This window comes from Rhodoferax saidenbachensis (genome assembly GCF_001955715.1).
Taxonomy (GTDB): domain Bacteria; phylum Pseudomonadota; class Gammaproteobacteria; order Burkholderiales; family Burkholderiaceae_C; genus Allorhodoferax; species Allorhodoferax saidenbachensis.
In genome coordinates, this window is sequence record NZ_CP019239.1 from 3,987,284 (window position 1) to 4,011,598 (window position 24,315).

Here is a 24,315-nt window from a genome sequence, read left to right on the forward strand (position 1 = left end):
TGCCGGATTCGGCAGTTTTGCGGTCTGTAACACCTTGGCTTTCTCTGTTATCGCAATCTCGCTAGACTGCCCTTTCCGCTTCAACGCCAGCGCACATGTCTCAACAACGTTTCCCGTCCCTCGCTCACTGGGGTGCCTTTCATGCTGTCGTAGAGCAGGGGCGCGTCGTGCGTTGCGACCCCTTTCCGGGTGATGCCCACCCGTCGCCTATCTTGCAGTCCATGCCGGGCATGGTTCATTCGCCCTTGCGCATACAAAAACCGGCCGTCCGTGAGGGCTGGTTGCGCAGCCGGGAGCGCAGCGATCGCTCGGCACGTGGCCAGGATAGCTTCGTGGAGGTGGACTGGGACACGGCATTGGGACTGGTCGCCGAAGAGTTGGCACGCGTTCGCGGTGAACATGGGGCTGGCGCCATCTTTGGCGGGTCTTACGGATGGTCGTCCGCAGGCGGCTTGCACCATGCGCGCACGCTGGTGCAGCGTTTTCTGCACAGCGGGGGCGGATGCGTGGGGCAAGTAGGCAACTACAGCTGGGGGGCGGCGCAGTTTTTGTTGCCGCATGTGATTGGCACTTTTGCACCCGTCACTGGGCGGGTCACCGATTGGCGCAGCGTGGTGGCGCACACCCGGCTCTTCCTCGCTTTTGGCGGGCTGCCGATGCGCAACATGCAGGTGACATCGGGCGGCGCGGGTGAACACAGCAGCGCAGCGTGGATCGCGCAGGCGGCGCAGGCAGATATCGAGTTTGTCATCATCAGCCCGACGCGCGCCGATGTGCCGCCGGGCGTACGTGCACGCTGGCTGCCGATTCGGCCGAACACCGACACCGCCATGTTGCTGGCCATGGCCCACACGCTGGTGGCGGAAGGCCTGCACGATGCAGAATTTCTGCGCACCCACTGCACGGGCTTCGACGCATGGAAGCGCTACCTGGAAGGCGCAGTGGATGGTCAGGTAAAAGACGCCACATGGGCTGCGTCCATTTGCGGTATCGATGCGACCACCATCACCGAGCTGGCACGCGCATGTGCGCGTCAACGCACGATGCTCAACTGCACCTGGTCTTTGCAACGCGCGCACCACGGCGAACAACCCTATTGGGCTAGCATCGCGCTGGCCGCCGTGCTGGGCCAGATCGGCCTTCCCGGCGGGGGCTTTTCCTTCGGCCATGGCTCTATCAACGGCGCGGGTACACCACGCCCTGACGTCTCTGCGCCGCGGCTCTCTGCGGGAACGAATCCGCTGCGCCGAAACATCCCGGCCGCCCGACTGGCAGACATGCTGCTCCAGCCAGGCGAAGCTTTCGAGTTCAACGGAAAGCGGGACACTTATCCAGACATCCGGCTGGTGTACTGGGCCGGTGGCAACCCGTTTCACCACCACCAGGACTTGAACCGCCTGCTGCGTGCCTGGCAAAAGCCGGAGACCATCGTCGTGCATGACAGCTGGTGGACACCAACGGCGCGCCGTGCCGACATCGTGCTGCCCGCCACAACCACGCTGGAACGTGACGATGTGGGCGGCTCTACGCGAGACCGCTACATGCTCGCGATGAAGCAGGCGATAGCGCCGGTGGCGCAGAGCCGCAATGATTTCGACATTTTTCGCGAGCTCGCCGCGCGGGGTGGCCATGAGCCGCTGTTCACAGAAGGCCGCACCGAGGCCGAATGGGTGCGCCATCTTTACGAGAACACCGCGGCGGACTGGCAGCGCGCGGGATATGCGATGCCGGCCTTTGATGCATTTTGGGCACAAGAGCAGGTTGCATTGCCCGAGCCGGATCGGCATATGGTGCTGTTCGAGGCGTTTCGCCAGCAGCCCGACGCGAAGCCGCTGGACACACCGTCGGGAAAAATCGAACTGTTCTCAAACCAGATTGCGGGTTTCGGCTACGACGATTGCCCGCCACACCCAACCTGGCTCCCTCCGCATGAATGGCTGGGCGCGGCGGCGTCTCAGCGTTGGCCTTTGCATCTCATCAGTTCACAACCCGCCGACAAGCTGCATTCGCAACTCGATGCAGGAGCGCTCTCGCAAGCAGCGAAAGTGCATGGTCGGCAGGCGGTGCGCCTGCATTCGTCGGAAGCCAAGTCCCGCAAGATTTTCGACGGGCAACTGGTCCGCGTGCGCAATGACCGGGGTAGCTGCCTGGGCGGCGCTGTGATTGATGACACGGTGATGCCGGGCGTGCTCGTGATGTCCACTGGCGCGTGGTTCGACGGAGATGCAGGTGCCGTTGAGCGGCTTGGCAATCCGAATGTACTGACTGCGGACATCGGCACTTCACGCCTGACGCAGGGGTGTGCTGCGATGTCGGCACTGGTGGACGTGGAACCCTGGACGCAGGAAGCACCGGCAGTGCGCGCTTTCACATCGCCCTTGACCGTGCCCTAAATACTGAAGCGTTCGCCTGTCAGGCCTTCCAGATCGATATCGGGTGTGCGCCCGCTGACCAGATCCGCGACGATGCGGCTGGTACCACAGGCTTGCGTCCAGCCGTTCGACCCGTGGCCCGCATTGAGGAACAAGCCGCGCCAACGGGTAGCGCCGAGAATCGGAGGACCATCGGGTGTCATGGGCCGCAGACCCGCCCAGAGCTCCACCTGGCTTTCGTCCATGCCCGTGGGAATGAAATCGCGCACCACGCGCAACAGCATGTCGCGCTGCGCGGTATCGGCATGCAGCCCGTAGCCGCCCAGCTCGGCCATGCCAGCAGCGCGAATCCGGGAGCCCAATCGGGAGATCATGACCTTGTTGTGTTCGTCCATTAACGCGGCCCGGATATCGGGCGCGTCTTGTCGCAGTGGCACGCTGATCGAGTACCCCTTGAGCGGATAGACCGGCAGATTGAGCCCCAGTGGACGCAGCAGAAACGGCGCCTGGTTGCCCAGCGCAACCACATAAGCATCGGCCTGCAAGCGCCCCGCCGAGGTGCGCACAGCAAGGATGCGGTCGCCCTCGGTGTCAAACCCTTCAACCGTGGTGTTGAATTGCAATGCCACGCCACGCGTGCGCAGCAAGCGCGCAAGGGATTGCGTAAACAGATGGCTGTCACCAGAGGCGTCGGCCGGCAGATAGAGGGCACCGGCGACCTGGGCGCTGCGCGTGATCAGGCCCGGCTGCTGGGCGTCAATCTCATGTGGCTCCAGCCAGCGCCAGGGCACACCAAAATCATCCAGCGCCTGCGCGGCAAGCCGGCCATAAGACACTTCCTGCGCGGTGCGAAACAGCCACAACGTGCCGTCGGCGTGGAAATCGAAGTCCTGCAACCCTTCCTCGTCGGCAAGCGACCGAAGACACGCCAGGCTGTAGTGGGCCACGCGCTGCATGCGCAACTTGTTACGGCGAAAGCTGGTTGCATTGCACTCACCCAGCCAGCGCACAATCCAGCGCCACTGGTGCTGGCTCCACTGCGGGCGAAAACGGATCGGGGCGTCGGCCTGCCACATCATGCGCAGCACTTTGGAGACCATGCCGGGCGCGGCCCAGGGACCGGCGAAGCTCGGGCACAAACCCCCGGCATTGCCGTAGCTGGTCTCGTCGGCTGCGCCAGCATGGCGCTCCACCACGGTCACTTCATGGCCTGCACGCTCCAGGTAATACGCAGTGGCCATGCCCACCACGCCGGCACCCAACACCAGAACTTTCATGTGCGAACCCGAGCAGGGACCTGCAACAGCACCACTGCCCGGAACTCCATATCACTCAATCGTAATATTCGACTTCTCAATGATGGTCTGGTACTTGGCCGTCTCGCTGATGATGTACTTGTTGAAGTCCACCGAGTTGCGGAAGACGGCGTCAAAACCCAAGCCATTGAGCTTGGACTTGAAGGGCTCCGACTTGACGGCTTGCTCCGTCGCGCTTTCAAGTGCCTTGAGCACGGGACGGGGCAGCTTCGCGGGTGCCCAGATGCCATACCACGAGTAAAACTCGAAGTCCTTGAAGCCGGCTTCCTTGACGGTAGGAACATCGGGCAACAAGGGGCTGCGTGTGCTGCCCGTTTGCGCGATGGCACGTAGTTTGCCGCCCTTGACCTGAGGGAGCGAGGAGAGGAAGGGATCCATCATCGCGTGCACCTGGCCGCCAATGAGGTCTTGCAAAGCCGGTGCAGCGCCCTTGTAGAGCACGATGGGAATGCCCTTGTCAGCCAAGCCTGCTTCGGCGGCAAACTGCGCGATGCCGAGGTGTCCGGCAGAACCAAAGCCGCTGGTTGCAAAACTGTATTTGGACGGATTGGCCTTGACGAGGTTGGTCAGCTCCTGCACCGTGTTGGCAGGCACCTGCGGGTTCACGCTGAAGATCAAGGCGCCCTGCGCCACCATGCCGATGGGGGTGAAGTCCTTGATCGGGTCGAATTTCACCTGGCTCTTGTAAAGCAGAGGAGCCGCCGCATGGATCGAGGCATTGAAATACAGCGTGTAGCCATCGGGATCGGCGCGCGCGACGGTTGCGGTGCCGATCAGGCCCGAAGCGCCGGGACGGTTGTCCACCACCACGCTTTGCTTGAGTTCCGCACTCAGACGCTCGGCCAATGTGCGCGCCACGCCATCGACGGCTCCGCCAGCTGCGTGGGGGACAACGATGGTGATGGGTTTGGCGGTGGGCCAGGCCGTTTCAGCAGCGTGAGCGACCGGGGCAAGCAGCAGGCCTGCGGCCAGGGAAACGCCAGAAAGGGCGAACAGGCGACGGTGAATGGAAGTCATGGAATGCCTATGTTGAATGGTGAAAGACAAGGGTTGATGTCTCCAGGAGAGACCAATCTGCGTTGGCTCAGGAAATCAGCGCTAGAAGGTGCCGGGGTAGGCGCCTCCATCGATCAGGAAGTTTTGCCCGGTGATGTAGCTGGCACGTGCCGAGCAGATGAAACCGCATAACGCACCGAGTTCATGGGCTTCGCCATAACGGCCTGCGGGGTTTTGTGTTCCGCGTTCATGCCACAGCTGCTCAAAGGATTTGCCGGAGCTCTCCACCATGCCCAAGATGTGCTGGCGCTGGGCGTCAGTGGCGAAGACGCCAGGAAGCAGGTTGTTGATCGTGACGTTGTGGCGCACCGTCTGGCGGGCCAGCCCGGCAACAAACCCGACCAACCCCGAGCGGGCACCGTTGGACAGGCCCAGTTCAAGCTGCGGGGTTTTCACGCTGCGCGAGACGATGTTCACGATGCGGCCGAAGCGGCGATCGATCATGCCGTCCACCGAGCGACGCATCATCTCGATGGGACCAATCATCATCGCGTCCACCGCTTGATGCCATATGGCGGGCGTCCACTCCCGGAAGTCTCCTGGAGGGAATCCATCGGCGTTATTGATCAGGATGTCAGGGGCGGGACAGGCCAACAGGGCGGCATCGCGCCCGGCTTCTGTCGTGATGTCTGCCGACACCCAGCGGACTGTGTGCCCCGCTTCGACAGACAGCTCGGCGGCGGCCTGTTCCAGCGTTACAGGATTCCGCGCCGCGATCACCACGTCGACACCTTCGCGCGCGAGTTCGAGGGCACAGGCCCTGCCCAAGCCCCGGCTCGCACCAAAAACAAGCGCCTTGCGCCCCGCGATACCCAAGTCCATCTCAGATCGCTTTCAGTTCAGGCGAGCTCCAGCCATACTTCTTGTCGAGTTCGAGCTCCTTGACGATGCGCAGGCCCTTGAGCAAGGCCTCGCCCTCAAGATTCTTCAGCGGCTTGCGCAGGTCACCCGCGGGCAGGCCAACGGCCTTCATCAGCGACTTGATGGCGACCGGATTGATGGCCGAGTACGAGTAATGCAACATCGGCAACAGGCCGAGGTAGGCATCGCGGAAACTCACCGAAACATCGGGCGTGGTCCAAGGCTTGGAGATGGTGGTCAGCTCCGCGGGTGCAATGTTGCCGGTCATGTTGGCGGTACCGTGGCCACCCAGGCTCATGGTGGGTACAACAAGGCCGAGGTTGGGCGAATCGCAGCACATCACCGACACGTCCGCGCGTGCCTTGAGCACCTGGGCGACCTGGCCCACGCGCGTGGTCGACTCCTTGTGGATCACGTAATTGGGGTGCTTGAAGATGCGCAGCAGGTTGTCCCAGTGCAGATCGGTCTTGACGCGCGGTGGGTTGTTGTAGAGGCCCAGCGGCAGGTCCGTGGCATCGGCCACATCCAGGAAATACTCCTCGATATCGGCTTCTGGCCCGCAAATGTAGGCAGGCGCGGCAATGATGGCGCCGTCTGCACCGTTGTCGCGGGCGAAACGCACGTAGTCGATGGTGGTCTGTGTGTTGTTGCCGGTGCAGCCGTAGAAGAACTTCATCTTGCCGGTCTTGTAGCGGCTGGTCTCGGCGATGATGGCCTCGCGCTCTTTTTGCGAGAGCATGGAAACTTCACCCGTCGAGCCCATGATCAGGACAGCGCTCGTACCGTTGTCCTCCTGGAACTTCAACAAGCTGCGAAAAGCGCCGAAATCTGTGCTGCCGTCTTTGTTGAAAGGGGTGATCAGGGCAACGAAGGAGCCCTCGATTTTTTCTCTGGTCATAGGAGTGCTGTGGGGGTAAAAAGGAACACAGGAGCAGTTTAGCAACACTCGCAATAGTCGTGCCGGGAAGGGTTTCTTCCAGCGGGCCCCAATGCTAACGACGCAAACGTCTCATCCAATTTTGTTTTCCGCATATCCAAACGCATTATTTACATTTGCATGCGCAGACGTTGGTGGTGGCAGCCTTGCGCACGTGACACCCACCGCAAGATCGCCCTCTTGCTTGCCAACTGGCACGTTTACGGGAAACTGCGCCCGGGCACGGTAGCATTGCGGCATGAGCACACTGCCCCTCGCACGCCCCATTCAGCTGATCGCCCGCCAAGCGATTGTGGACACGCAACACACCGTGGTGGCCTACGCCCTGTACGACCGCTCCACAGCGCACCATCTGCATGACACGGGCAGCGACATTGCCATGTTGTTCAACGCCATGGCCGACACCAGCAACGCACTGGGCGTACAAAGCAAGACCCTGTTCATCAACCGCACCCACCAAAGCCTGCTGGGCGACCACCTGGACCTGACCAACCCGGGCAAACTGGTGATCGAGGTGGACCCTGTACCCGGCCACGCGCCCGAGGCCATTGCCACGCTGCACACCACGCTGGCAGACCTGCACCGCCGTGGCTTCAAGCTGGCCTTTAACCACACTGTCGTCGCCCCCGCGTACAAAGAGTGGCAGCCGCTGGCCCATTACGTCAAGCTGGACATGCAGGCCGTGCCCGCCGACATGCACAAGCCACTGGCGACCGCCATCAAGGCGCGCACCTCGGCGGTTCTGGTGGCCGAGAAAATTGAAACCGCAGACCAACTCGCCAGCGCCCTGGCGCTGGGCGCGCAGCGCCTGCAGGGCTACTGGATCGACCGCCCCGAAGTCGTCAAGACCAAGATCGCCACCCCGGCCCACACCAATGTGCTGCAGCTTTTCAACCTGGTGCGCGAGCAGGCCGAGATCGAGGACATCGAAGCCCTGCTCAAGCGCGACGCCCTGCTGGGCTTCAACCTGCTGCGCCTGATCAACTCCGCCGGGTTTGGCCTGTCGCAGGAAGTCACCTCGTTCCGCCACGCCGTCATGCTGATTGGCATGCAACGCCTGCAGCGCTGGACCGCCCTCATCCTGACGGCCACCCGCAGCGGCGACGCAACGGCCATCATTGGCACCACCGCTGTCGTGCGGGGCCGCATGATGGAACTGCTGGGCAAGGACCGGCTGACGCCCGAAGAATGTGAAAGCGCTTTTGTCGCGGGCCTGTTTTCGCTCTTGGACGACCTGCTGGCCCTGCCCATGGACGAAGCACTGCAACTGCTGACCCTGCCCGCACCGGTGGTGGATGCCATCCAGCACGGCACGGGCACGCTGGGCCGCATGCTGGCGCTGACCAAGGCCGCCGAGAATTACGACGACGTCAGCTTTGCCAGCCTGGCCACCGAACTGGGCTACGACAGCCACCACATCAACATGGCGCACATGGACGCGCTGGTGTGGGCGGACTCCATCGGTTTATAAGAGAAATCGGGCTCTAGCCCTTACGGATACTGCGCAACCAGCTATTGATTTTATAGCATTTTGCGCAGTACAGCCCCCTTCAATGGGGGGCCTGCGTATGGAGCTTGCGGTACAGCGTCTGTCGGCTGATGCCCAACTGGCGCGCTGCCAGTGAGATGTTTCCACGCGCCGCCTCCAGCGCCTGCTGGATGGCGACCCGCGACAGGGCCTGCAAATTCTGCGGTGCCTGCACACGGACCAGCGCGGTAGCCGCCTGGGTGGCCTGGGCACCACAGGTCAGCGCCTCCACCAGATCGTCGGGCAGGTGCTCCCAACCCACCGTGTCCTCCCCACCTTGCAGCATGGCGCATGCGGTGCGCAGCACACTGGCGTACTGGCGCAGGTTGCCGGGCCAGGCGTAGCTGCCCAGCGGGGTGAGTAATTCAGGCGCCAGTTGTACCTCGCACTCCGGACTCAGCTCAGCCAGCAGGCGTTCGGTCAGCGCGGCGAAATCGCTGCGCTCGCGCAAGGCAGGCAGTTGCACGGTGAGGCCATTGATGCGGTAGTACAGGTCCTGGCGGAACGTACCGCGTTCCGCCGCCTCGGCCAGCTTGCTATGGGTGGCGCACACCAGCGCAAAGTCCACCGGCACGGCCTTGCCTGCGCCCACGGGTGTGACGGTGCGCTCCTGCAGCACGCGCAACAGCCGCGTCTGCAGGGCCAGCGGCATGTCGCCAATCTCGTCCAGAAACAACGTGCCGCCATCGGCCTCACGCAGGCGGCCCAGGTTGCCGTCCTTGCGGGCGCCGGTGAAGGCGCCCGCCACGTAACCAAACAGCTCGGACTCGATCAGGCTCTCGGGAATCGCGCCGCAGTTGATCGCCACAAAAGGCGCAGCACAGCGCGGGCCACTGGCGTGCAGGGCGCGCGCGAACAGCTCTTTGCCCACGCCCGACTCCCCTTGAATCAGCACAGGGATGGGCTTGGCCACCACGCGGCGGGCCTTGTCGGCCGCGCTGCGCCAGCGGGCATCACCCGTGTCCAGCGCGGCCAATGCGTCGGTGGCTGCCATTGCCGGAGCCACGGCCAACGATGCGGTCGGTGCGGGCCAGGCCGCTGCGTCCACGTGTAGTTGGACAAACAGACTGCGCCCGTTGTGCAGGCGCAGTTGCTGCGGCTGCAAGGGGCGACGCTTGTGGCGCGAAAGCAGATCGTCCAGGCGCACGTCCAGCACACGCTCCAGCAGCGTGGCGCCCACGTCGCCCGCGCCCAATTGCAAGAGTGCCAGCCCCACGCGGTTGGCGCCCACAATCCAGCCGTCATCCGACAGCGCGATGATGCCCTCGGCCACACTGCCCAGGCCCTCGGGCTGGGCATGCAGGTGCAGGCGGATGTTGCGTTTGCAGGCGGCCACGATGAGCCGGTTCTCTATCATGCGGGCCGCCGTGCTCACCAGACCCAGCGTGTGGGCATGGCCATTGCGGTGGTCACCCGAGATGTCCAGAATGCCCATCAGCTCTCCGGTGGCAGACAGGATGGGCGAGGCCGCACAGGTGAGAAAACCGTTGCGCTCCAGGAAGTGTTCGGAGCCATGGATTTCCACCGCACTGCACTCGGCCAGCGCCGTGCCGATGGCATTGGTGCCACGGTGCGCTTCGTGCCAGGAGGCACCACGGGTCAGGGCCACACGCTCAGCCTTGTCCACAAAATAGGGGTCACCCAGGGTATGCATCAGCATGCCCTGCGGGTCGGCCAGCACCACCACACTCTGGCTGTGGCGCACCTGCTCAAACACATACTCCATCACCGGGCGTGAATGGGCCAGCAAAGCATGGCTGCTGGCCAGCGCCTGGCGCAGGCTGTGGCTGGTGGCATGGTCGGTGGCGGCGCGGCCGGTGGGCGCCAGGCCTGCGGCCATACTGCGGTGCCAGGAGCGGGCCAGACGCTCGTCCACCACGCCGTCGGGGCAGTGGCCGGTGTCCAGCAACTGTTGGCGGGCCTGTCGCAAGGCCAGCAGGGGGGAGGTTTGTCGCACGTTGTCTCCTGCGCGGAGTCGTGTTCGCCCCGCTTTGGCACAGTATGGGGGTGGGTGGTGTGTGAAGCAATGGCGTACACCCGCCGCAACGCACAACTGTTCCATTTTGTGACACCTGTCACTGTGGCGAATCGTGACACCCCTGCCTTGCGGACAGCTTGCACGAAGTGCTGCAACGCAACAAATCCAATGAAATCAAGGCTCCAGGGCGGGCACACGCATGGCACGCGTCTTGAGAGAAGGCTGTACCTGCCGGACAGCCCGATGCAGGCCAACAAAGCAACCACAAGAGGACGACACCACCATGGCTATTTACGCAGCACCCGGCGCGGCCGGCGCCAAGATCACCTACAAGACCCAGTACAACAACTTCATCGGCGGCAAATTCGTACCACCGGTCAAGGGCCAGTACTTTGACGTCATCACGCCCGTCAGCGGCAAGGTCTACACCCAGGCCGCGCGCTCCACCGCCGAAGACATCGAGCTGGCACTGGACGCTGCCCATGCCGCATCGGACGCCTGGGGCAAGACCGATGCCGCCACACGCAGCAATATCCTGCTGAAGATTGCCGACCGCATCGAGCAAAACCTGGAGCTGCTGGCCTACGCCGAGACCGTGGACAACGGCAAGGCGATCCGCGAAACACTGAACGCCGACATCCCGCTCACCGTGGACCACTTCCGCTACTTTGCAGGCTGCGTGCGTGCGCAAGAAGGCGCGCTCTCCAACATCGACGAGAACACGGTGGCGTACCACATCCAGGAACCGCTGGGCGTGGTGGGTCAGATCATCCCGTGGAACTTCCCCATCCTGATGGCCGCCTGGAAACTGGCGCCCGCCATTGGCGCCGGTAACTGCGTGGTGCTCAAGCCCGCAGAAAGCACGCCGATCTCTATTTTGATTTTGGCCGAGCTGATTGCCGACCTGCTGCCACCGGGCGTTCTCAACATCGTCAACGGCTACGGCCGCGAAGCCGGTATGCCGCTGGCAACCTCCAAGCGCATCGCCAAGATCGCCTTCACCGGCTCCACCACCACGGGCCGCGTGATTGCGCAGGCCGCCGCCAACAACCTGATTCCCGCCACGCTGGAGTTGGGCGGCAAGAGCCCCAACGTGTTCTTTGCCGACATCATGGACAAGGACGATGCGTTCTTGGATAAAGCCGTTGAAGGCCTGGTGTTGTTCGCGTTCAACCAGGGCGAGGTTTGCACCTGCCCATCGCGTGCGTTGATCCAGGAGTCGATCTACGACAAATTCATGGAACGTGTGTTGAAGCGCATCGCCGCTATCAAGCACATGAACCCGCTGGACACCGACAGCATGATGGGCGCGCAGGCCAGCAAAGAGCAACTCACCAAGATCCTCTCCTACTTGGACCTAGGCAAGCAGGAGGGCGCGGAAGTGCTCATTGGCGGCGGTCAAGCCCATTTGGGTGGCGATCTGGAAGGCGGCTACTACGTGCAACCGACGCTGTTCAAGGGCCACAACAAGATGCGCATCTTCCAGGAAGAAATCTTTGGCCCCGTGCTGGCCGTGACCACGTTCAAGGACGAGGCCGAGGCGCTGGCCATTGCCAATGACACGCTGTACGGCCTGGGCGCCGGCGTATGGAGTCGCAACGGCAACGTGGCTTACCGCATGGGCCGTGCCATCAAAGCCGGCCGCGTGTGGACAAATTGCTACCACGCCTACCCTGCGCACGCAGCCTTCGGTGGTTACAAAGAATCCGGCATCGGCCGCGAAACCCACAAGATGATGCTGGACCATTACCAGCAGACCAAGAACTTGCTGGTGTCGTACTCGGAAAACAAGCTGGGCTTCTTCTAAAGCGCGTCGCGCTACGTCGCGCCGAGCCGCACAGCAACGGGCTGGGACCTCCCCCCTCATACTGGGGTACCAGAAATCGGGGGGATGCCCCAGCCCGCTGCTGCGCTAGCACCGTGGAGACACAGACAAGGCAGCCCTTCGGAACCCACGTGGCGCGCCACCATCCAACGCAGTGACCCGACAGGGCGGCCGCCGATTTCTGGTACCCCAGTATGAGGTGGACGCCCTGTCGGGTTGCTGCGTTGCGAGCGCCAACACAGCGAAATGCAAGCAGGAGAACAAACCATGGTCGACAAAGTCATCGCCACCCCCGCCGCCCTAGAGCTCGTGGCCTTCCTCAAAATCAAACACGGCCCCGATTTGATGTTCCACCAGAGTGGGGGCTGCTGCGACAACAGCGCTGCCAACTGCTACCTGCCCGGCGAAATCACCATGGGTGCGGGCGACGTGTACCTGGGCGACATCGGCGGCAGCCCGTTCTATATCGGCATTGGCCAGTACGAATACTGGAAACACACGCAGCTCATCATCGACGTCATCGAAGGCCACGGTGGCACCTTTTCGCTGGAGGGCCCCGAAGGCAAGGCCTTCCACACCCGCTCACGCGTGTTCACTGATGCAGAACTGGCCGAGCTGGGGATTGAAAAGCCCGCGGCTTGATACGCGGGTATCAGGCGCGGGCACTGGGCCGCGTGTTCACGCGTTCGCGCCAGGCGGCCAGCGCATGCAGGCCCACCTCTTCGGGCTTGAACTTCATGAGTCCGCGCGCAAACTCCAGCGCACAGAACGCGGTGATGTCGGCAATGGTGAAACGGTCGCCCGCCATCCAGTCCTGCTGCTGCAACAACTGGTCAAACCACTTGGCGAGCTCGCGCACCTTCTCGCCCTGCGAGCGGCCAAAGTCGGGGAACTGCGGCTGCTCCAACACGGCGAGGCCTGGGTGGGTGTGGCGTATGGAATTGGCGATACCGCCCAACAGATACAGCTCGACACGGCGGTCTGCCATCTCGATGAAGGCACGCTCATCGGCGTCCACACCCATCAGGTTGGGCTCGGGGTACAGGCCTTCGAGGTAGGTGCAGATGGCGCGGGTTTCGGTCAACACACGGCCGTCATCCAGCTCCAGTGCAGGCACTTTGGCCAGAGGGCTTTTGGTGAGGAAATACGCGCTGCGGTGCTCGCCCTGGTTCAGGTCCATGAACACCAGCTCCAGACCGGTGATGTTTTTCTCGACCAGAAACATGGACACGCGCCGCGGACTGGGCGCACGCTGCGCGGTGTAGAGCTTCATGGGGTGCCCGCAGTTTTGGACTGGCCCATTTCCACCATGGTGCGGGCCGCTTCGGCAAACTTCTTCGCCTCTTCGCTGCCATCACGGCGCAGCTCCAGCGACGAGGGTGGCGCGTGCAGGCCGCGTTGCACGGCGGGGCGCTCCTTGATGGCATCGAGCCAGCGCTGCAGGTGCGGCAGGTCATCTACCTCCACGCCCGACCAGCGGTGTGTGCGCACCCAAGCGAAGTTGGCGATGTCGGCAATCGAATAATCACTGGCCAGAAATTCGTTATCTTTGAGGTGTCCGTCCAGCACGCGGAACAGGCGTTTGCTCTCGCCCTGGTAACGGTCGATGGCGGGCTGGATCTTCTCGGGGAAGTAGCGGTAAAACACATTGGCCTGGCCCATCATGGGCCCGATGCCGCCCATCTGGAACATCAGCCACTGCAGCACACGCGAGCGGCCTTTCACATCCGTGGGCAAAAGCTTGCCGGTCTTCTCGGCCAGATAAATCAGGATGGCACCCGACTCGAACACCGCAAAGTCACCTTCCGCGCGGTCCACGATGGCCGGGATGCGGCCGTTTGGGTTGATGGCCAGAAACTCCGGCGTCTTCTGCTCGCCCTTGGACAGGTCCAGCACCTTGAGTTCGTAAGGCAACGCCAGCTCTTCGAGCGCGATGGAGGCCTTGTGGCCGTTGGGTGTGGCGGCGGTGTAGAGGTCGATCATGGTTTGGCGGCCTGCAGTTGGTCACGCGTTTTACGGGCTTCGCGCTGCGCGGCCTGCGCAAAGTCCGCACCCGAAGACGCATACAGGATGGAGCGCGAAGAGTTCACCACGATAGGTGCCGTCGTCTCGCCACCCGCGCCACGCCAACCGGCCTTGACGGTGGCCACCGCATCGCCGCCCTGTGCACCCACACCGGGGATCAGCAGCGGCAGCGTGGGCGCTAGGGCGCGCACGCGTTCGATCTCTGCGGGGTAGGTCGCGCCGACTACCAGGCCGAGCTGGCCGTTGAGGTTCCAAGGACCCTGGGCCAGAGCGGCAATGTGTTCGTACATGCGCGGCTGGCCGGGCACGTCCAGCAGGCGCTGGGGCTGCAGATCATCGCCACCGGGATTGGAAGTGCGACACAGCAGGAAGGCGCCCTTGCCGTGGTACTGCAGGTACGGCGCCACAGAGTCAAACCCCATGAAGGGCGACAGGGTGACCGCGTCGGCACCGTAACGCTCAAAGGCCTCAATGGCGTACTGCGTGGCGGTGCTGCCAATGTCGCCGCGCTTGGCGTCCAGGATTATGGGCACCTTGGGCGCTGCGCTGCGCATGTGGGCCATGAGTTTTTCGAGCTGGTCTTCGGCGCGGTGCGCGGCAAAGTAGGCGATCTGGGGTTTGAAGGCGATGACCAGGTCCGCAGTGGCGTCGACGATGGCGGCGCAGAAGTCGTAAATCTTGCTGGCGTCACCCCGGTATTGCTCCGGAAACTTGCTGGGTTCAGGATCCAGGCCCACACACAGAAGGGAGCCGTTTTGGCGCTCGGCGGTGCGCAGCTGGTCGAGGAAGGTCATGCCCTATTGTAGGTAGGCGCCAACTCGCCGCAGGGCCGCCCCAAGGCGAGTTAGCCCCCTCGGGGGGCAGCGACCCGCGTAGCGGCGGAGCGTGGGGGCAACACGTCCATGGCCAGGCACAGATCGGCCCAGGCCTTGGCCTTGTCGGCCGGGGCGCGCAAGAGCACGCGCGGGTGGTAGGTGGGCACCACGGCCACGTCCTGGTAGCGGTACAACGTGCCGCGCAGCTTGCCCAGCGGCTGCGTGGCCAGTTCGGACTGCTCGCCCAGCAGCACCTGGGTCGCAAAGCGGCCCATGGCCAGAATCACCTTGGGCTGCACCAGCGCAATCTCGCGCTGCAAAAAGGCGGCGCACTGCGCCAACTCGGCCGCCTGCGGAATGCGCGCTTGTGGCGGGCGGCACTTCACCACATTGGTCAGATAAACGCCGGTGGCGCCACTGCCACTGCGGCTGGCACCCATGGCCTTAAGCATGTTGTCGAGTAACTGGCCTGCGGCCTCGGCAAAGGGCTGGCCAGCGCGGTCTTCGTCTTCGTCGGGCGGATCGCCCACCACCATCCAGTCGCACTGTGCCGGCGTGGGCGGTGCCAGCAGTGTGGTGTTTTTGCGCCCGGCGCACAGGGCGCAGGCCTGGCAGGTGGCGGCGGCCTCGGTCAGGGTGGGCCAGTCCAGAGTTTGCAGATCGAGCGTGGAGGTGCTGGGGGCAGCCTGAGGGCGAGAGCGTGACAGGGCTTCGACCGGCTCAGCCCGAACGGGGATTGGTTGCGCGCGCGCCGCTGGCGCAGCGGCGGGACGGGCCGGGGCCTGCTCTGCCACCGCAATGGCGTGCACCAGCGCCGGCGCGGGCTGCTCAGCAGGCGCAGCCCCCGGTAACCAGACGCGCACACCCATCTCGGCCAGCATGGCGCGGTGGCGGTCGTCCAGGTCCAGTGTCATTCGCAATCCATCCTCGTTTTACAACAATCGCAGGCTCATGACCACCGCGTCTTCGCGCTGGCCGTTGGCTGCAGGATAGTACTGCTTGCGCTGGCCCACGCGGCGGTAGCCGTGGCTTTCGTAGACCTGCATGGCGCGCGTGTTGCTCACGCGCACCTCCAGCCACAGCCACTGCGCGTTCTGACCGCGCGCCCACAGCGTGAGTGCGTCCAGCATGATGCGGGCCCAGCCCTGGCCCTGGAACTCCGGGGCTACGGTGATGTTGAGCAAATGCACTTCGTCCACCCCCTTCATGGCGACAAAGTAACCCAGCAGATGGCTATCGGCCACCAGCACCTGGGCCTGATAGCCCGAGTGCAACGCGTCCATGAAATTGGTGCGGTTCCAGGGGTGGTCGTAGGCACGCTGCTCCACCTGCAGCACGGCGTCCAGCCAGTCCGCCAGCAGTGGGGCAAACTGGACTTCGGGAGCCTGCATCTGCGCACTCATGCCAGTTGGGCGGCCGCTTTTTCAGCAGCGCGCTCGGCCGTGGTCTTGGCCACCTTGTCGCGGATATAGCTGGGCAGGGCCTGCGCGGCGCTGACTGCCTTGCCAGCCGCCAGTAATTGGGGCGCCAGACGCAACATGGCCGTCGCCGTGGGCAGGGCCACGATGCAGGGTACGCCGGCGGGCAGCGCCAGCCGGTCTGCATACACCGTGAACACATTGCCAGCCAGCGCTACCGGTGTAACAGGCAATTGCAGGTCCTGCGGGCGCAGCAGCGCGCTGCCTTGCAGCTCGGTCCACGCTGTACCGGCAAACGCGTAGTGCGCAGCGTACATCTCGTCCATGCGCGCATCCAGCAGCGCCAGGACCTGTCCATCCCGCGCGAGATCAGGCGTGGCAAAGCGGGCTTCTTCGGCCACGGCCAGCAGCGTGTCTACCGGCAGCACCGGCACACCCGCACCGCCGCCTGCACCAAAGGCCAGGCCTTGCGCCACCGAACAGGCGGTGCGCAGCCCGGTGAACGAACCCGGCCCGGCGCCAAAACAAATGGCGTCCAGCGCACCCAATGTCAGACCGGCCTGGGCCAGCAAGTCCAGCACCCCGGCAATCAGCCCGGTACTGGCCTGCGCGCCACCGGCACCGCTGTGCTGCCAGACGCGCATTGCGCCGTCCACCGTCCGCCCCACGGCGACGGACAGGATTTCCGTGCTGGTGTCAAAAGCCAGTAATTTCATACCAAATCAGCCTCTAGCCCCCGTGGATACTGCGTGAGCAGCTCCTGAAACAGGAGCAATTGCAGCCTTGCGCACGCCAAACAAAATGCCCAGTGTGACCAGTGCCAACCCAGCGATCAGGTTCCACTGCAGGGGTTCCCCCAGAAAGATGCCTGCGGATACAGCTGACAGGCCGGGTACCAGGGCCGTGATCATGGTGGAGCGCACCGGGCCGAAGTGGCGAATCATCACGTTGAAGGTAATGCCCGACACCACCACCGAGCCCAGGCCCTGGAACAGCATCTGGGGCAGCACCGACCCCCATGGCGCGGTAAACACGTGGCCCGGCACCCACTGCACCAGCACCAACACGGTGTAAATGGGCACATAAACCAGAAAGCCCAGCACCGTGATGGCGATGGTGGCGCGCACCGCCTCCAGCGCCAGGCGCCGCACCGTCACGCTGTAGACCGACCAGGTGAACGACGCCAGCATGAACAACACATCGCCGCGCCACACGCCACTGCCGTCGAATGCGTGCAGCAGGCTGGCACCACCCACCAGCAAGTCGCCCGCCACGATACACACCAGCCCGATGGCGCGCGAGCCGCTGATGCGCTCACCGAGCACGCCAATGGCCAAGAGCGACGTCCACAGCGGCAGGCTGCCCGGCATCAGCACCGAGGCATGGGCCGCAGGCGCAAACACAAAACCGCTATAGGCAAACATGCCGTACAGCAAGCCACCGGACACGCCCGCGATCAGTGTGTGGCGCAAAGACAGCGGGGAGAGACCGAACAACGACCCCGCCTGCGGATTGCTACGCCGCGCCTGGCGCACCAGCCACCAGCCCCAGGGCAGCAGCACCAACCCGGCCCCCCAGAGGCGTGCGTAAAAGATGTCAAACGGCGTAAGCAGCCCGCCGCGTGCAGGATCGGCCGTGGCGCGTGCGTAGACGATGAAAAAAGTCCAGATCAGCACCGTCACCACGGCGGCGGCCAGACCCACGGTGCGGGGCGACCAGCGTGGCAAAGCAGAAGAAGAGGAGGCAGACATGGGTCAATTATCAGGGTTGGGGCATACCGCCATTGCCGGGCTGGATAATGGCGGTATGCCCCTGCGTTTTGCCCTACTGGCCCTGATCACCAGCCTGTCTTTGGCAGCGCACGCCCAAAATCTGCCGCCCGACGTGGAAACCGCACTGGCACGCGCCAGAGTGCCGCGCGATGCCGTGTCGGCGCTGGTGGTGGAAGCCGGGCGCGACGCCCAGACGCCCCGCCTGTCCTGGCGCGCGAATACGCCCATGAACCCGGCGTCGGTCATGAAGCTGGTCACCACCTATGCCGCGCTGGACCTGCTGGGCCCGGCCTACACCTGGACCACCCCGGTGTATGTGGAAGGCGCGGTGCGCGACGGCACGCTCTACGGCAACCTTTACATCAAGGGCCAGGGCGACCCCAAGCTGGTGCTGGAGCGCCTCTGGCTGCTGCTGCGCCGCGTGCAGGGTCTGGGTATCAAGACCATTGCCGGTGACATCGTGCTGGACCGCAGCGCGTTTGACGTGCCCGACACCGACCCCTCCAGCTTCGACGGCGAGCCACTGCGCCCCTACAACGCGGCGCCCGATGCGCTCTTGCTCAACTACAAGTCGGTGGTGATGACCTTCACACCGGACCGTGGCGCCGGCGTGGCCCAGGTGCAGTTTGACCCGCCACTGGCAGGCGTGCAAATGCAATCCACGGTGGCACTCAGTGTGGGCGACTGCGGCGACTACCGCGGCGCCCTGAAGGCCGACTTCTCGGATGCCAATCGCATCCGTTTTCTGGGCAGCTACCCCGCGGCGTGTGGTGAAAAGGCATGGCCCGTCGCGTATGCCGAGCCCCGGAGTTATTCCATGCGCGCAGTGCAGGGCCTGTGGCAGGACATCGGCGGCAAGCTGGGCGGCAGTGTGCGCCTGGGTGCGGTGCCATCGGCGGTACTGGCGGCCAAACCGGCGTTTGAGGCCACCTCGGCACCCTTGGCCGAAATCATCCGCGACATCAACAAATACAGCAACAACGTGATGGCCCAGCAGGTTTTCCTGACGCTGGGTAACGGCAGCTTTGACGGCGCACGCAGCGCTGTGACCCGCTGGTGGAAAGAACGCTTGGGCGAAGACGCCCCGGTGCTGGACAACGGCTCGGGCCTGTCGCGCCAGGAGCGCATCAGCGCGCAGGCGCTGGGCCGCCTGCTCAACCACGCCTACCAGTCACCCGTGATGCCGGAGCTCATGGGCTCCTTGCCGATCAGCGGTCTCGATGGAACCCTGCGGCGCATGAAGTCGCGCACCGGCGCCAGCGCCCACCTCAAGACCGGCAGCCTCAGCAATGTGGTGGCCGTGGCGGGGTATGTGGACGGCAGCAACGGGCGCCGCTTCATCCTGGTGGCGCTGATCAACCACGCCAATGCCGGCGCCGCACGCCCCGCTATCGAGGCGTTGGTGGACTGGGCCAGCAAGGAACAATAGACACACATGCGCTTGTCTTTTTTTGCAAAACCACACCGCGACTGGGTGGTTGAGGGCAACCACACAAGCCGTGTGATGGGCTTTGGTCTGATTGCGTTCGTGCTTGCAGTTCACATGCTGGGCCGGGGCTACAGTGAACTGACCTGGGCGCTGCTGGGCTTGCAATTTCTGGCCTACCCCCAGTTGCTCTATTGGCGCACGCGGAAATCCAACGAGCCACGCGCCGCCGAGATGAACCACATGAGTCTGGATTCTTTTGTCTTTGGCATGTGGTCTGCCTACCTGGGTTTTCCGATGTGGAGCACCTTTGGCATGTGCGTCACCACTGCGGTCACGCATGCCTCCTACATGGGCGTGAAGGGTGCTGTGCGCTCCGCTGCGGCCTTGTCCGCGGGAGCACTCATGGCAATCGTCCTGTTCGGCTTTCGATTCTCGCCAGCCATGGATTGGCCAATCTCCCTAGCCTGCCTGTTGGGGCTTACTGCCTATCTGGTGTCTCTGGCAAACATGGCCCACAACCACAACGTCAAGCTTTTCGAGACCCGTGACAAGATGCGAAAAGGTGAACAGGCGCTGCAGGAAGCCAACGAAGCCCTGCGCCAGCAACTCGGCGAGATCAGCGTGCTACAGACACGCCTGCGGGAGCAGGCCAACCGCGACTCGCTCACCGGCCTGTACAACCGGCGCTATCTGGACGACACACTGGCGCGCGAACTGGCGCGCTGCAAGCGCGAGGGCCAACCGCTCAGCCTGATGCTGATCGATATCGACCACTTCAAACGCGTCAACGACACCTATGGCCACCCCGCCGGGGACGAAGTGCTCCGCGCCCTGGCGCGCATGCTCAACACCCACGCGCGCAGCGGCGACGTGGCCTGCCGCTACGGCGGCGAAGAATTCCTGATGCTGCTGCCCCACATGCCGCTGCAAACAGCCATGCAGCGGGCCGAGCAGTGGCGCGCCGACTTTGGCACCGCTACGCTGGTGTTTGGTGATTTCCATATCCAGGCCACGCTGTCAGTGGGCATAGCCACCTACCCTGGCGACGGCACCTCACCCGAAACGTTGATCGCCAACGCCGACCTGGCGTTGTACCGCGCCAAGAACAATGGCCGTAACCGTGTGGTGGCTTTCAGCACATCACACCCTTCTCCTTCCGTCTTACCGAACTCCTCTCATGCAAGCCAGTGACATCATCGGCACCATCGGTGCCACACTTACCACCGCCAGTTTTGTGCCGCAAGCCTGGCACACCTTCAAGACCAAGGACGTGCGGGGCATTTCATTGGGCATGTACAGCGCCTTCACCGTGGGCGTGGCCTGCTGGCTGGTCTACGGCTTTCTGCTCAGCGAATGGCCCATCGTCATCGCCAACTTCATCACGCTCACGCTCGCCATGGCCATTCTGACCATGAAGCTGCGTTACCACGCACCATGAGGCTGGCGCAGCCCTGGCGCAATGACCTGCGTGGCGGCACGGAGGCCGCGCTGCAAGGCATGTCCACGGCGGTCGCGCCCATACTTTTGTTTGTGGGCCTTTTCGGAAGCGCCGGCTTATCGGCGGGTTACTGGGCCGCGTTGGTGGTAGTGGCGCTGGTGCCCTGCGCAAGGCTGTTGATGGGAGGTCAGCCGGCCATCCTGTCGGCGCCACGCACGGCTTCTCTCGCAACCTATGCTGGCCTGGTTTTGCATATCAGCCTCGCCAGTGCCGGGCCCACGGCGCAGCAGGCGGCCAGCGGTCTGACGACCACCCAATTGCTCGTCGGACTGACGGCGGGCAGCCTGATGTTTTTAGCGGCCAGCGCACTGGTGGTGCTGGCAGGTGCACTCCGGTGGGGTCATATTTTCAAGATGATCCCCATCCCCGTGAGCGTGGGCATCAGCAATGGCACGGCCTTGTTGCTGGTCTGGTTGGCACTGGTCCAGATGAACCGGGGCGGTGCCCCGGCGGTGCTCAGTGCGGTGTCCATGCTGCTGGCCTATGCCCTGTGGCGATGGTCGCAAAAGCGGGTGGCCTGGTTTGCCAATATGCCGGCCGTCCTGATTGCAGTGGCATGTGGTGTGCTCCTGACCAGCGTGGGAAACACGGCAGCACCGCTGGGTACGGCGCCCCAGGTCATGGCCGACACACAATGGATTTCTGCGCGCATGTGGGCGACCCTGCAGGCGCACGATCTCTTGCCCTTGCTCATGGCAGGGCTGCCTGGCACCATGACGCTGGCCCTGGTCATGATTCTGGAGACCTTCACGACCGCCGCCACTATGGAGTCACGCTTTAACCTGCGTAGCGATGCCAACCGCGAATTAATTGCCATGGGCACCGCCAACATGCTGGGCGCCGTGCTCGGCGGCGTGCCCTGCACGGGCGGCCCGCTGTACAGCCTTGCGAGCTGGAATGCAGGCGGACGGGGATGGCTGGCAGCGCTGGTATGCATGCTGTTCTTGACCGGCCTGCTGCTGGGCATTGCACCGTGGCTGCTGGCACTGCCGGCCGGCCTGATTGCCGGTCTGCTGTTGTTGCAGGCCATACCGATGGCAGACCCGGCATTCATGGAACGCCTGGGCCGCATGTTGCGCACGCGCCAATGGCGTGGTGAAGGCACTGCCGACCTGGGCTTCTGGATCACAGCGGCCATCAGCCTGGTCGGTGTATTCGGTAATCTGATCTGGGCCACTTTCCTGGGTATAGGCTTGTCCAGCCTGGCGGTACTCAAACGCGTCTCTGGCAATTTGACAGCACAATGGACCTATCTGGACACCCAGCGTTCGCGCCGCGTGCGCGGGCTCGCGGAAACCACCGAGCTTGCGCGTGCTGCCCAGTCGGTGGGCGTGTTGCGACTGACGGGCCATTTGTTCTTTGGCAACAGCTTGCGCCTGCGTCAACAGGCCGATGAGCTGGACGACCGGGCGCGTACCGTAGTCATTGACATCGCCCAAGTGCATGAGGTTGACCCCAGTGGCATCGAGGCCTTGGGCGGTCTGATCCGCTCATTGCAGGACAGCGGGCGGGCCGTGGTGATCAGTGGTTTGCAGGCCAGTGCACCCGCCTTGCAGCGCGCACGGAACAACTGGGCTGCGGTGGACCTCCAGGTGGACCTGGACCGCGGCCTGGAAGCCTGTGAGGAACGTGTGCTGGCGCACGGCGCGATCAGTACCGGTACCTCCACGGTGGCAACACACCACAACAGCCTGCTGCAGGATCTGCACCCCGATGACGTAGACATGGTGCTGGGGCTGGGCCAGCGCCGGGATGTTGCGCAGGGTGCAGTACTGTTTCAGCAAGGCGCGCCTGCAGACGGCGTGTGGCTGCTGGAATCGGGGAAGGTCAGCATTCTGTCGGGCAGTGGCCCTCTCTGTTCCCGCCTCGCCACATTTGGGCCAGGCCAGTTCGTCGGTGAAATGGGGCTGATTGATGGAAAGCTGCGCTCTGCGACCGTAACCGCCGACACGGTTGTCACGGCACTATTTCTGGACAGTCAGGCGATTGCTACACTGGTCGACCAGTATCCGGCTGCGGCTTTGGCGATCACCCGCAACATCGCACGCGAGTTGTCTTCGCGATTGCGTGGCACCGCCCCCTGATACCGCCAACGGATTCCCCGGCAAACCGCCTGTTTTTTTGCGTGAAATGGACATGACCGCTCTTTCGACAACGCAGGATAGCAAGTACTTCCCACACGAAGATGCCATGCGGGTGGCCGTGCACAACGAAATACTGGGGCGACCCCAGGCACGCATGGGTTTGCCCGTGCAAATAGCCTGCCTTGTGGTGCTCAACGCCGATGTCGACCTGGAGGCGGAAATACGCCATCTGGCACTTCTTCCGGGTCAAAAAGATCTGACAGCCACGGCACTGCAGACTCCGTTCTTGCGCATCCAGGTGGGCCCCTGCACCCTCAAGTGGGAACGGCATGCCGAGTTCACTGCGTACTCCGTCATGCGCGCCTTGCCGCCGTCGACGCTGCTCAATGATCCACCGCAGCAATTGCTCTCTCAATTGCTGCTGGACGATGACTGGTTGCGCAACATTCCGGGGCGCACGCTGGGCGCCCTGCACCTGGTCATGTTGCTGGGGGATCCGCCCAGTGCAGTCACCCGCGCAGCCGCCTACGACCACTGGTTTACCACGGGGGCTGCGGTGGCCTCACAAATGGGCACCCCGGTCCATTCCAGCGTGGTGACCGACTTTGCATTGCAGGAAGATGGCTTTGAACGCATGTTGGTGCTCGCTGCCACCGGCATGAGCGAAGGCAGAGTGGGACGGGTGGCGCAGCGCCTGCTGGAAATCGAAACCTACCGCCTTATGGCACTGCGCAGCCTGCCCGCTGCACAACAACTGGGGCCCTGGCTGGAAGAGGCGGAACAACGGCTTGTTGGCATTCACACGCAGATCAACGGCATACTGAATAGCAACCAGGACTTGCTCAATGCATTGGCACGGTTGGCTGCCGACGTGGAGCGCGCGGTGGCAGACCATAGACGCTCTTTTGACGCCAGCAAGGCCTACCACGCACTGGTCACCCAACGCCTGACCGAGCTGCGCGAAAAACCGATCCCCGGCACCCAGACACTGGGCGAATTCATGCACCGCCGCCTTTCCCCTGCCATGGCGACTGTGGTGGCTGCCGGGCAACGGCTGGACGCACTGTCCACGCGTGTAGACCACACCAGCGCCTTGCTGCGCACCCGGGTGGAGGTAACGCTGGAAGCACAAGGCCGTGTGGCAATGAACACCATGGCAAGCGTACGGCTGTTGCTGCAACGGGTTCAACGCACACTCCAGGTACTGTCGATTGCGGCCGTTACTTTCTTTGTAGTGCAACTGCTGTTGCACATCGGCCATGCGGTGCAGCGTGGTGGCTTTGCGCTGGAACTGGAGCTGTGGGTGGGCGCCCTGGTGCCCGTGGCACTGGGCGGCATCTGGTGGCTGGTGCACCGGATCAACCAGCGCCTTTAATCCGATCAGGGCCTGTTCACACTAAT

Annotated in this window: 21 protein-coding genes; 9 read left to right on the forward strand and 12 right to left on the reverse strand. The window is 63.6% G+C overall.

From position 1 onward, the window contains the following. Positions 1 to 95 precede the first annotated feature (95 nt). Positions 96 to 2,393, forward strand: a complete 2,298-nt coding sequence (locus RS694_RS18920; protein ID WP_029706628.1) for a molybdopterin-dependent oxidoreductase — start codon at positions 96 to 98, stop codon at positions 2,391 to 2,393. On the opposite strand, the gene RS694_RS18925 is transcribed toward RS694_RS18920, so the two are convergent. From RS694_RS18925 to RS694_RS18940, 4 genes are all read right to left on the reverse strand, one after another. After that, entirely contained in the window at positions 2,390 to 3,649 is a 1,260-nt protein-coding gene (locus RS694_RS18925; protein ID WP_029706630.1) for a D-amino acid dehydrogenase, read from the reverse strand. The genes RS694_RS18920 and RS694_RS18925 overlap by 4 nt on opposite strands. 51 nt (positions 3,650 to 3,700) lie before the next feature. Next, positions 3,701 to 4,705: a Bug family tripartite tricarboxylate transporter substrate binding protein gene (locus tag RS694_RS18930; protein ID WP_029706631.1), complete on the reverse strand. Its 1,005-nt coding sequence runs from the start codon at positions 4,703 to 4,705 to the stop codon at positions 3,701 to 3,703. Between the two features lie 81 nt (positions 4,706 to 4,786). Beyond that, positions 4,787 to 5,566 carry an SDR family oxidoreductase gene (locus RS694_RS18935; RefSeq protein WP_029706632.1) on the reverse strand — a complete coding sequence of 260 codons (780 nt, stop codon included), beginning with the start codon at positions 5,564 to 5,566 and terminating at the stop codon, positions 4,787 to 4,789. Position 5,567: 1 nt separating this feature from the next. Continuing rightward, positions 5,568 to 6,503, reverse strand: a complete 936-nt coding sequence (locus RS694_RS18940) for a 4-hydroxy-tetrahydrodipicolinate synthase family protein (protein WP_029706633.1) — start codon at positions 6,501 to 6,503, stop codon at positions 5,568 to 5,570. A gap of 277 nt (positions 6,504 to 6,780) precedes the next feature. On the opposite strand from RS694_RS18940, the gene RS694_RS18945 reads away from it, so the two are divergent. Then, entirely contained in the window at positions 6,781 to 8,013 is a 1,233-nt protein-coding gene (locus RS694_RS18945; protein WP_029706634.1) for an EAL and HDOD domain-containing protein, read from the forward strand. A 79-nt stretch (positions 8,014 to 8,092) separates the two neighbouring features. Here RS694_RS18945 and RS694_RS18950 read toward each other — a convergent pair whose 3' ends face one another. Next, a complete protein-coding gene (locus tag RS694_RS18950; protein ID WP_029706635.1) occupies positions 8,093 to 10,027 on the reverse strand; it encodes a sigma-54-dependent Fis family transcriptional regulator in 1,935 nt (644 codons plus the stop codon). A 304-nt stretch (positions 10,028 to 10,331) separates the two neighbouring features. Between RS694_RS18950 and exaC the strand changes: the two genes are divergently transcribed. Then, complete coding sequence (exaC, locus tag RS694_RS18955) at positions 10,332 to 11,855, forward strand: acetaldehyde dehydrogenase ExaC (RefSeq protein WP_029706636.1); 1,524 nt, start codon at positions 10,332 to 10,334, stop codon at positions 11,853 to 11,855. Positions 11,856 to 12,140: 285 nt separating this feature from the next. Continuing rightward, positions 12,141 to 12,515 (forward strand): DUF779 domain-containing protein, encoded by a 375-nt coding sequence (locus RS694_RS18960; protein WP_029706638.1) that lies wholly within the window; start codon positions 12,141 to 12,143, stop codon positions 12,513 to 12,515. 10 nt (positions 12,516 to 12,525) lie between these two features. Here the strand turns inward: RS694_RS18960 and RS694_RS18965 are convergent, their stop codons facing one another. From RS694_RS18965 to RS694_RS18995, 7 genes are read right to left on the reverse strand one after another with little or no spacing between them, the layout of a single operon-like run. Next, positions 12,526 to 13,146 carry a glutathione S-transferase family protein gene (locus RS694_RS18965; protein WP_029706639.1) on the reverse strand — a complete coding sequence of 207 codons (621 nt, stop codon included), beginning with the start codon at positions 13,144 to 13,146 and terminating at the stop codon, positions 12,526 to 12,528. Next, on the reverse strand, positions 13,143 to 13,856 hold the full coding sequence (locus RS694_RS18970) for a glutathione S-transferase family protein (protein WP_029706641.1): 714 nt from the start codon (positions 13,854 to 13,856) through the stop codon (positions 13,143 to 13,145). The genes RS694_RS18965 and RS694_RS18970 overlap by 4 nt, the downstream gene beginning before the upstream one ends. Continuing rightward, on the reverse strand, positions 13,853 to 14,692 hold the full coding sequence (gene pyrF, locus RS694_RS18975; RefSeq protein WP_029706643.1) for an orotidine-5'-phosphate decarboxylase: 840 nt from the start codon (positions 14,690 to 14,692) through the stop codon (positions 13,853 to 13,855). The genes RS694_RS18970 and pyrF overlap by 4 nt, the downstream gene beginning before the upstream one ends. 50 nt (positions 14,693 to 14,742) lie before the next feature. Continuing rightward, entirely contained in the window at positions 14,743 to 15,627 is an 885-nt protein-coding gene (locus RS694_RS18980; RefSeq protein WP_029706645.1) for a uracil-DNA glycosylase, read from the reverse strand. An 18-nt stretch (positions 15,628 to 15,645) separates the two neighbouring features. Next, positions 15,646 to 16,116, reverse strand: a complete 471-nt coding sequence (gene rimI / locus RS694_RS18985) for a ribosomal protein S18-alanine N-acetyltransferase (RefSeq protein ID WP_029706647.1) — start codon at positions 16,114 to 16,116, stop codon at positions 15,646 to 15,648. Further along, a complete protein-coding gene (gene tsaB / locus RS694_RS18990; protein ID WP_029706649.1) occupies positions 16,113 to 16,847 on the reverse strand; it encodes a tRNA (adenosine(37)-N6)-threonylcarbamoyltransferase complex dimerization subunit type 1 TsaB in 735 nt (244 codons plus the stop codon). The genes rimI and tsaB overlap by 4 nt, the downstream gene beginning before the upstream one ends. Positions 16,848 to 16,853: 6 nt before the next feature. Continuing rightward, entirely contained in the window at positions 16,854 to 17,882 is a 1,029-nt protein-coding gene (locus RS694_RS18995; RefSeq protein WP_037246808.1) for a DMT family transporter, read from the reverse strand. Positions 17,883 to 17,937: 55 nt separating this feature from the next. Between RS694_RS18995 and dacB the strand changes: the two genes are divergently transcribed. Genes dacB through RS694_RS19020 form a run of 5 tightly spaced genes read left to right on the forward strand, consistent with a single transcriptional unit; the run spans position 17,938 to position 24,289 of the window. Beyond that, positions 17,938 to 19,332, forward strand: coding sequence for a D-alanyl-D-alanine carboxypeptidase/D-alanyl-D-alanine endopeptidase (gene dacB, locus RS694_RS19000; protein ID WP_029706651.1), 1,395 nt, complete (start codon positions 17,938 to 17,940; stop codon positions 19,330 to 19,332). A gap of 6 nt (positions 19,333 to 19,338) precedes the next feature. Next, a complete protein-coding gene (locus RS694_RS19005; protein WP_051391755.1) occupies positions 19,339 to 20,523 on the forward strand; it encodes a sensor domain-containing diguanylate cyclase in 1,185 nt (394 codons plus the stop codon). Then, positions 20,510 to 20,770 carry a SemiSWEET transporter gene (locus tag RS694_RS19010; RefSeq protein ID WP_029706655.1) on the forward strand — a complete coding sequence of 87 codons (261 nt, stop codon included), beginning with the start codon at positions 20,510 to 20,512 and terminating at the stop codon, positions 20,768 to 20,770. The genes RS694_RS19005 and RS694_RS19010 overlap by 14 nt, the downstream gene beginning before the upstream one ends. After that, positions 20,767 to 22,914, forward strand: a complete 2,148-nt coding sequence (locus RS694_RS19015; protein ID WP_029706656.1) for a SulP family inorganic anion transporter — start codon at positions 20,767 to 20,769, stop codon at positions 22,912 to 22,914. The genes RS694_RS19010 and RS694_RS19015 overlap by 4 nt, the downstream gene beginning before the upstream one ends. A gap of 52 nt (positions 22,915 to 22,966) precedes the next feature. Further along, positions 22,967 to 24,289 carry a DUF3422 domain-containing protein gene (locus RS694_RS19020; RefSeq protein WP_051391771.1) on the forward strand — a complete coding sequence of 441 codons (1,323 nt, stop codon included), beginning with the start codon at positions 22,967 to 22,969 and terminating at the stop codon, positions 24,287 to 24,289. The last annotated feature ends 26 nt before the right edge of the window (positions 24,290 to 24,315 follow it).

What these genes read in the sequence shown, in the direction of transcription:
- RS694_RS18930 (WP_029706631.1), bottom strand. Translation starts at nt 4,705, where the DNA reads ATGACTTCCATTCACCGTCGCCTGTTCGCCCTTTCTGGCGTTTCCCTG.
- exaC (WP_029706636.1), top strand. Translation starts at nt 10,332, where the DNA reads ATGGCTATTTACGCAGCACCCGGCGCGGCCGGCGCCAAGATCACCTAC.
- RS694_RS19005 (WP_051391755.1), top strand. Translation starts at nt 19,339, where the DNA reads ATGCGCTTGTCTTTTTTTGCAAAACCACACCGCGACTGGGTGGTTGAG.
- RS694_RS18960 (WP_029706638.1), top strand. Translation starts at nt 12,141, where the DNA reads ATGGTCGACAAAGTCATCGCCACCCCCGCCGCCCTAGAGCTCGTGGCC.
- RS694_RS18965 (WP_029706639.1), bottom strand. Translation starts at nt 13,146, where the DNA reads ATGAAGCTCTACACCGCGCAGCGTGCGCCCAGTCCGCGGCGCGTGTCC.
- RS694_RS19015 (WP_029706656.1), top strand. Translation starts at nt 20,767, where the DNA reads ATGAGGCTGGCGCAGCCCTGGCGCAATGACCTGCGTGGCGGCACGGAG.
- RS694_RS18935 (WP_029706632.1), bottom strand. Translation starts at nt 5,566, where the DNA reads ATGGACTTGGGTATCGCGGGGCGCAAGGCGCTTGTTTTTGGTGCGAGC.
- rimI (WP_029706647.1), bottom strand. Translation starts at nt 16,116, where the DNA reads ATGAGTGCGCAGATGCAGGCTCCCGAAGTCCAGTTTGCCCCACTGCTG.
- RS694_RS18940 (WP_029706633.1), bottom strand. Translation starts at nt 6,503, where the DNA reads ATGACCAGAGAAAAAATCGAGGGCTCCTTCGTTGCCCTGATCACCCCT.
- RS694_RS18925 (WP_029706630.1), bottom strand. Translation starts at nt 3,649, where the DNA reads ATGAAAGTTCTGGTGTTGGGTGCCGGCGTGGTGGGCATGGCCACTGCG.
- pyrF (WP_029706643.1), bottom strand. Translation starts at nt 14,692, where the DNA reads ATGACCTTCCTCGACCAGCTGCGCACCGCCGAGCGCCAAAACGGCTCC.
- RS694_RS19020 (WP_051391771.1), top strand. Translation starts at nt 22,967, where the DNA reads ATGACCGCTCTTTCGACAACGCAGGATAGCAAGTACTTCCCACACGAA.
- RS694_RS18920 (WP_029706628.1), top strand. Translation starts at nt 96, where the DNA reads ATGTCTCAACAACGTTTCCCGTCCCTCGCTCACTGGGGTGCCTTTCAT.
- RS694_RS18995 (WP_037246808.1), bottom strand. Translation starts at nt 17,882, where the DNA reads ATGTCTGCCTCCTCTTCTTCTGCTTTGCCACGCTGGTCGCCCCGCACC.
- tsaB (WP_029706649.1), bottom strand. Translation starts at nt 16,847, where the DNA reads ATGAAATTACTGGCTTTTGACACCAGCACGGAAATCCTGTCCGTCGCC.
- RS694_RS18980 (WP_029706645.1), bottom strand. Translation starts at nt 15,627, where the DNA reads ATGACACTGGACCTGGACGACCGCCACCGCGCCATGCTGGCCGAGATG.
- dacB (WP_029706651.1), top strand. Translation starts at nt 17,938, where the DNA reads ATGCCCCTGCGTTTTGCCCTACTGGCCCTGATCACCAGCCTGTCTTTG.
- RS694_RS18945 (WP_029706634.1), top strand. Translation starts at nt 6,781, where the DNA reads ATGAGCACACTGCCCCTCGCACGCCCCATTCAGCTGATCGCCCGCCAA.
- RS694_RS19010 (WP_029706655.1), top strand. Translation starts at nt 20,510, where the DNA reads ATGCAAGCCAGTGACATCATCGGCACCATCGGTGCCACACTTACCACC.
- RS694_RS18970 (WP_029706641.1), bottom strand. Translation starts at nt 13,856, where the DNA reads ATGATCGACCTCTACACCGCCGCCACACCCAACGGCCACAAGGCCTCC.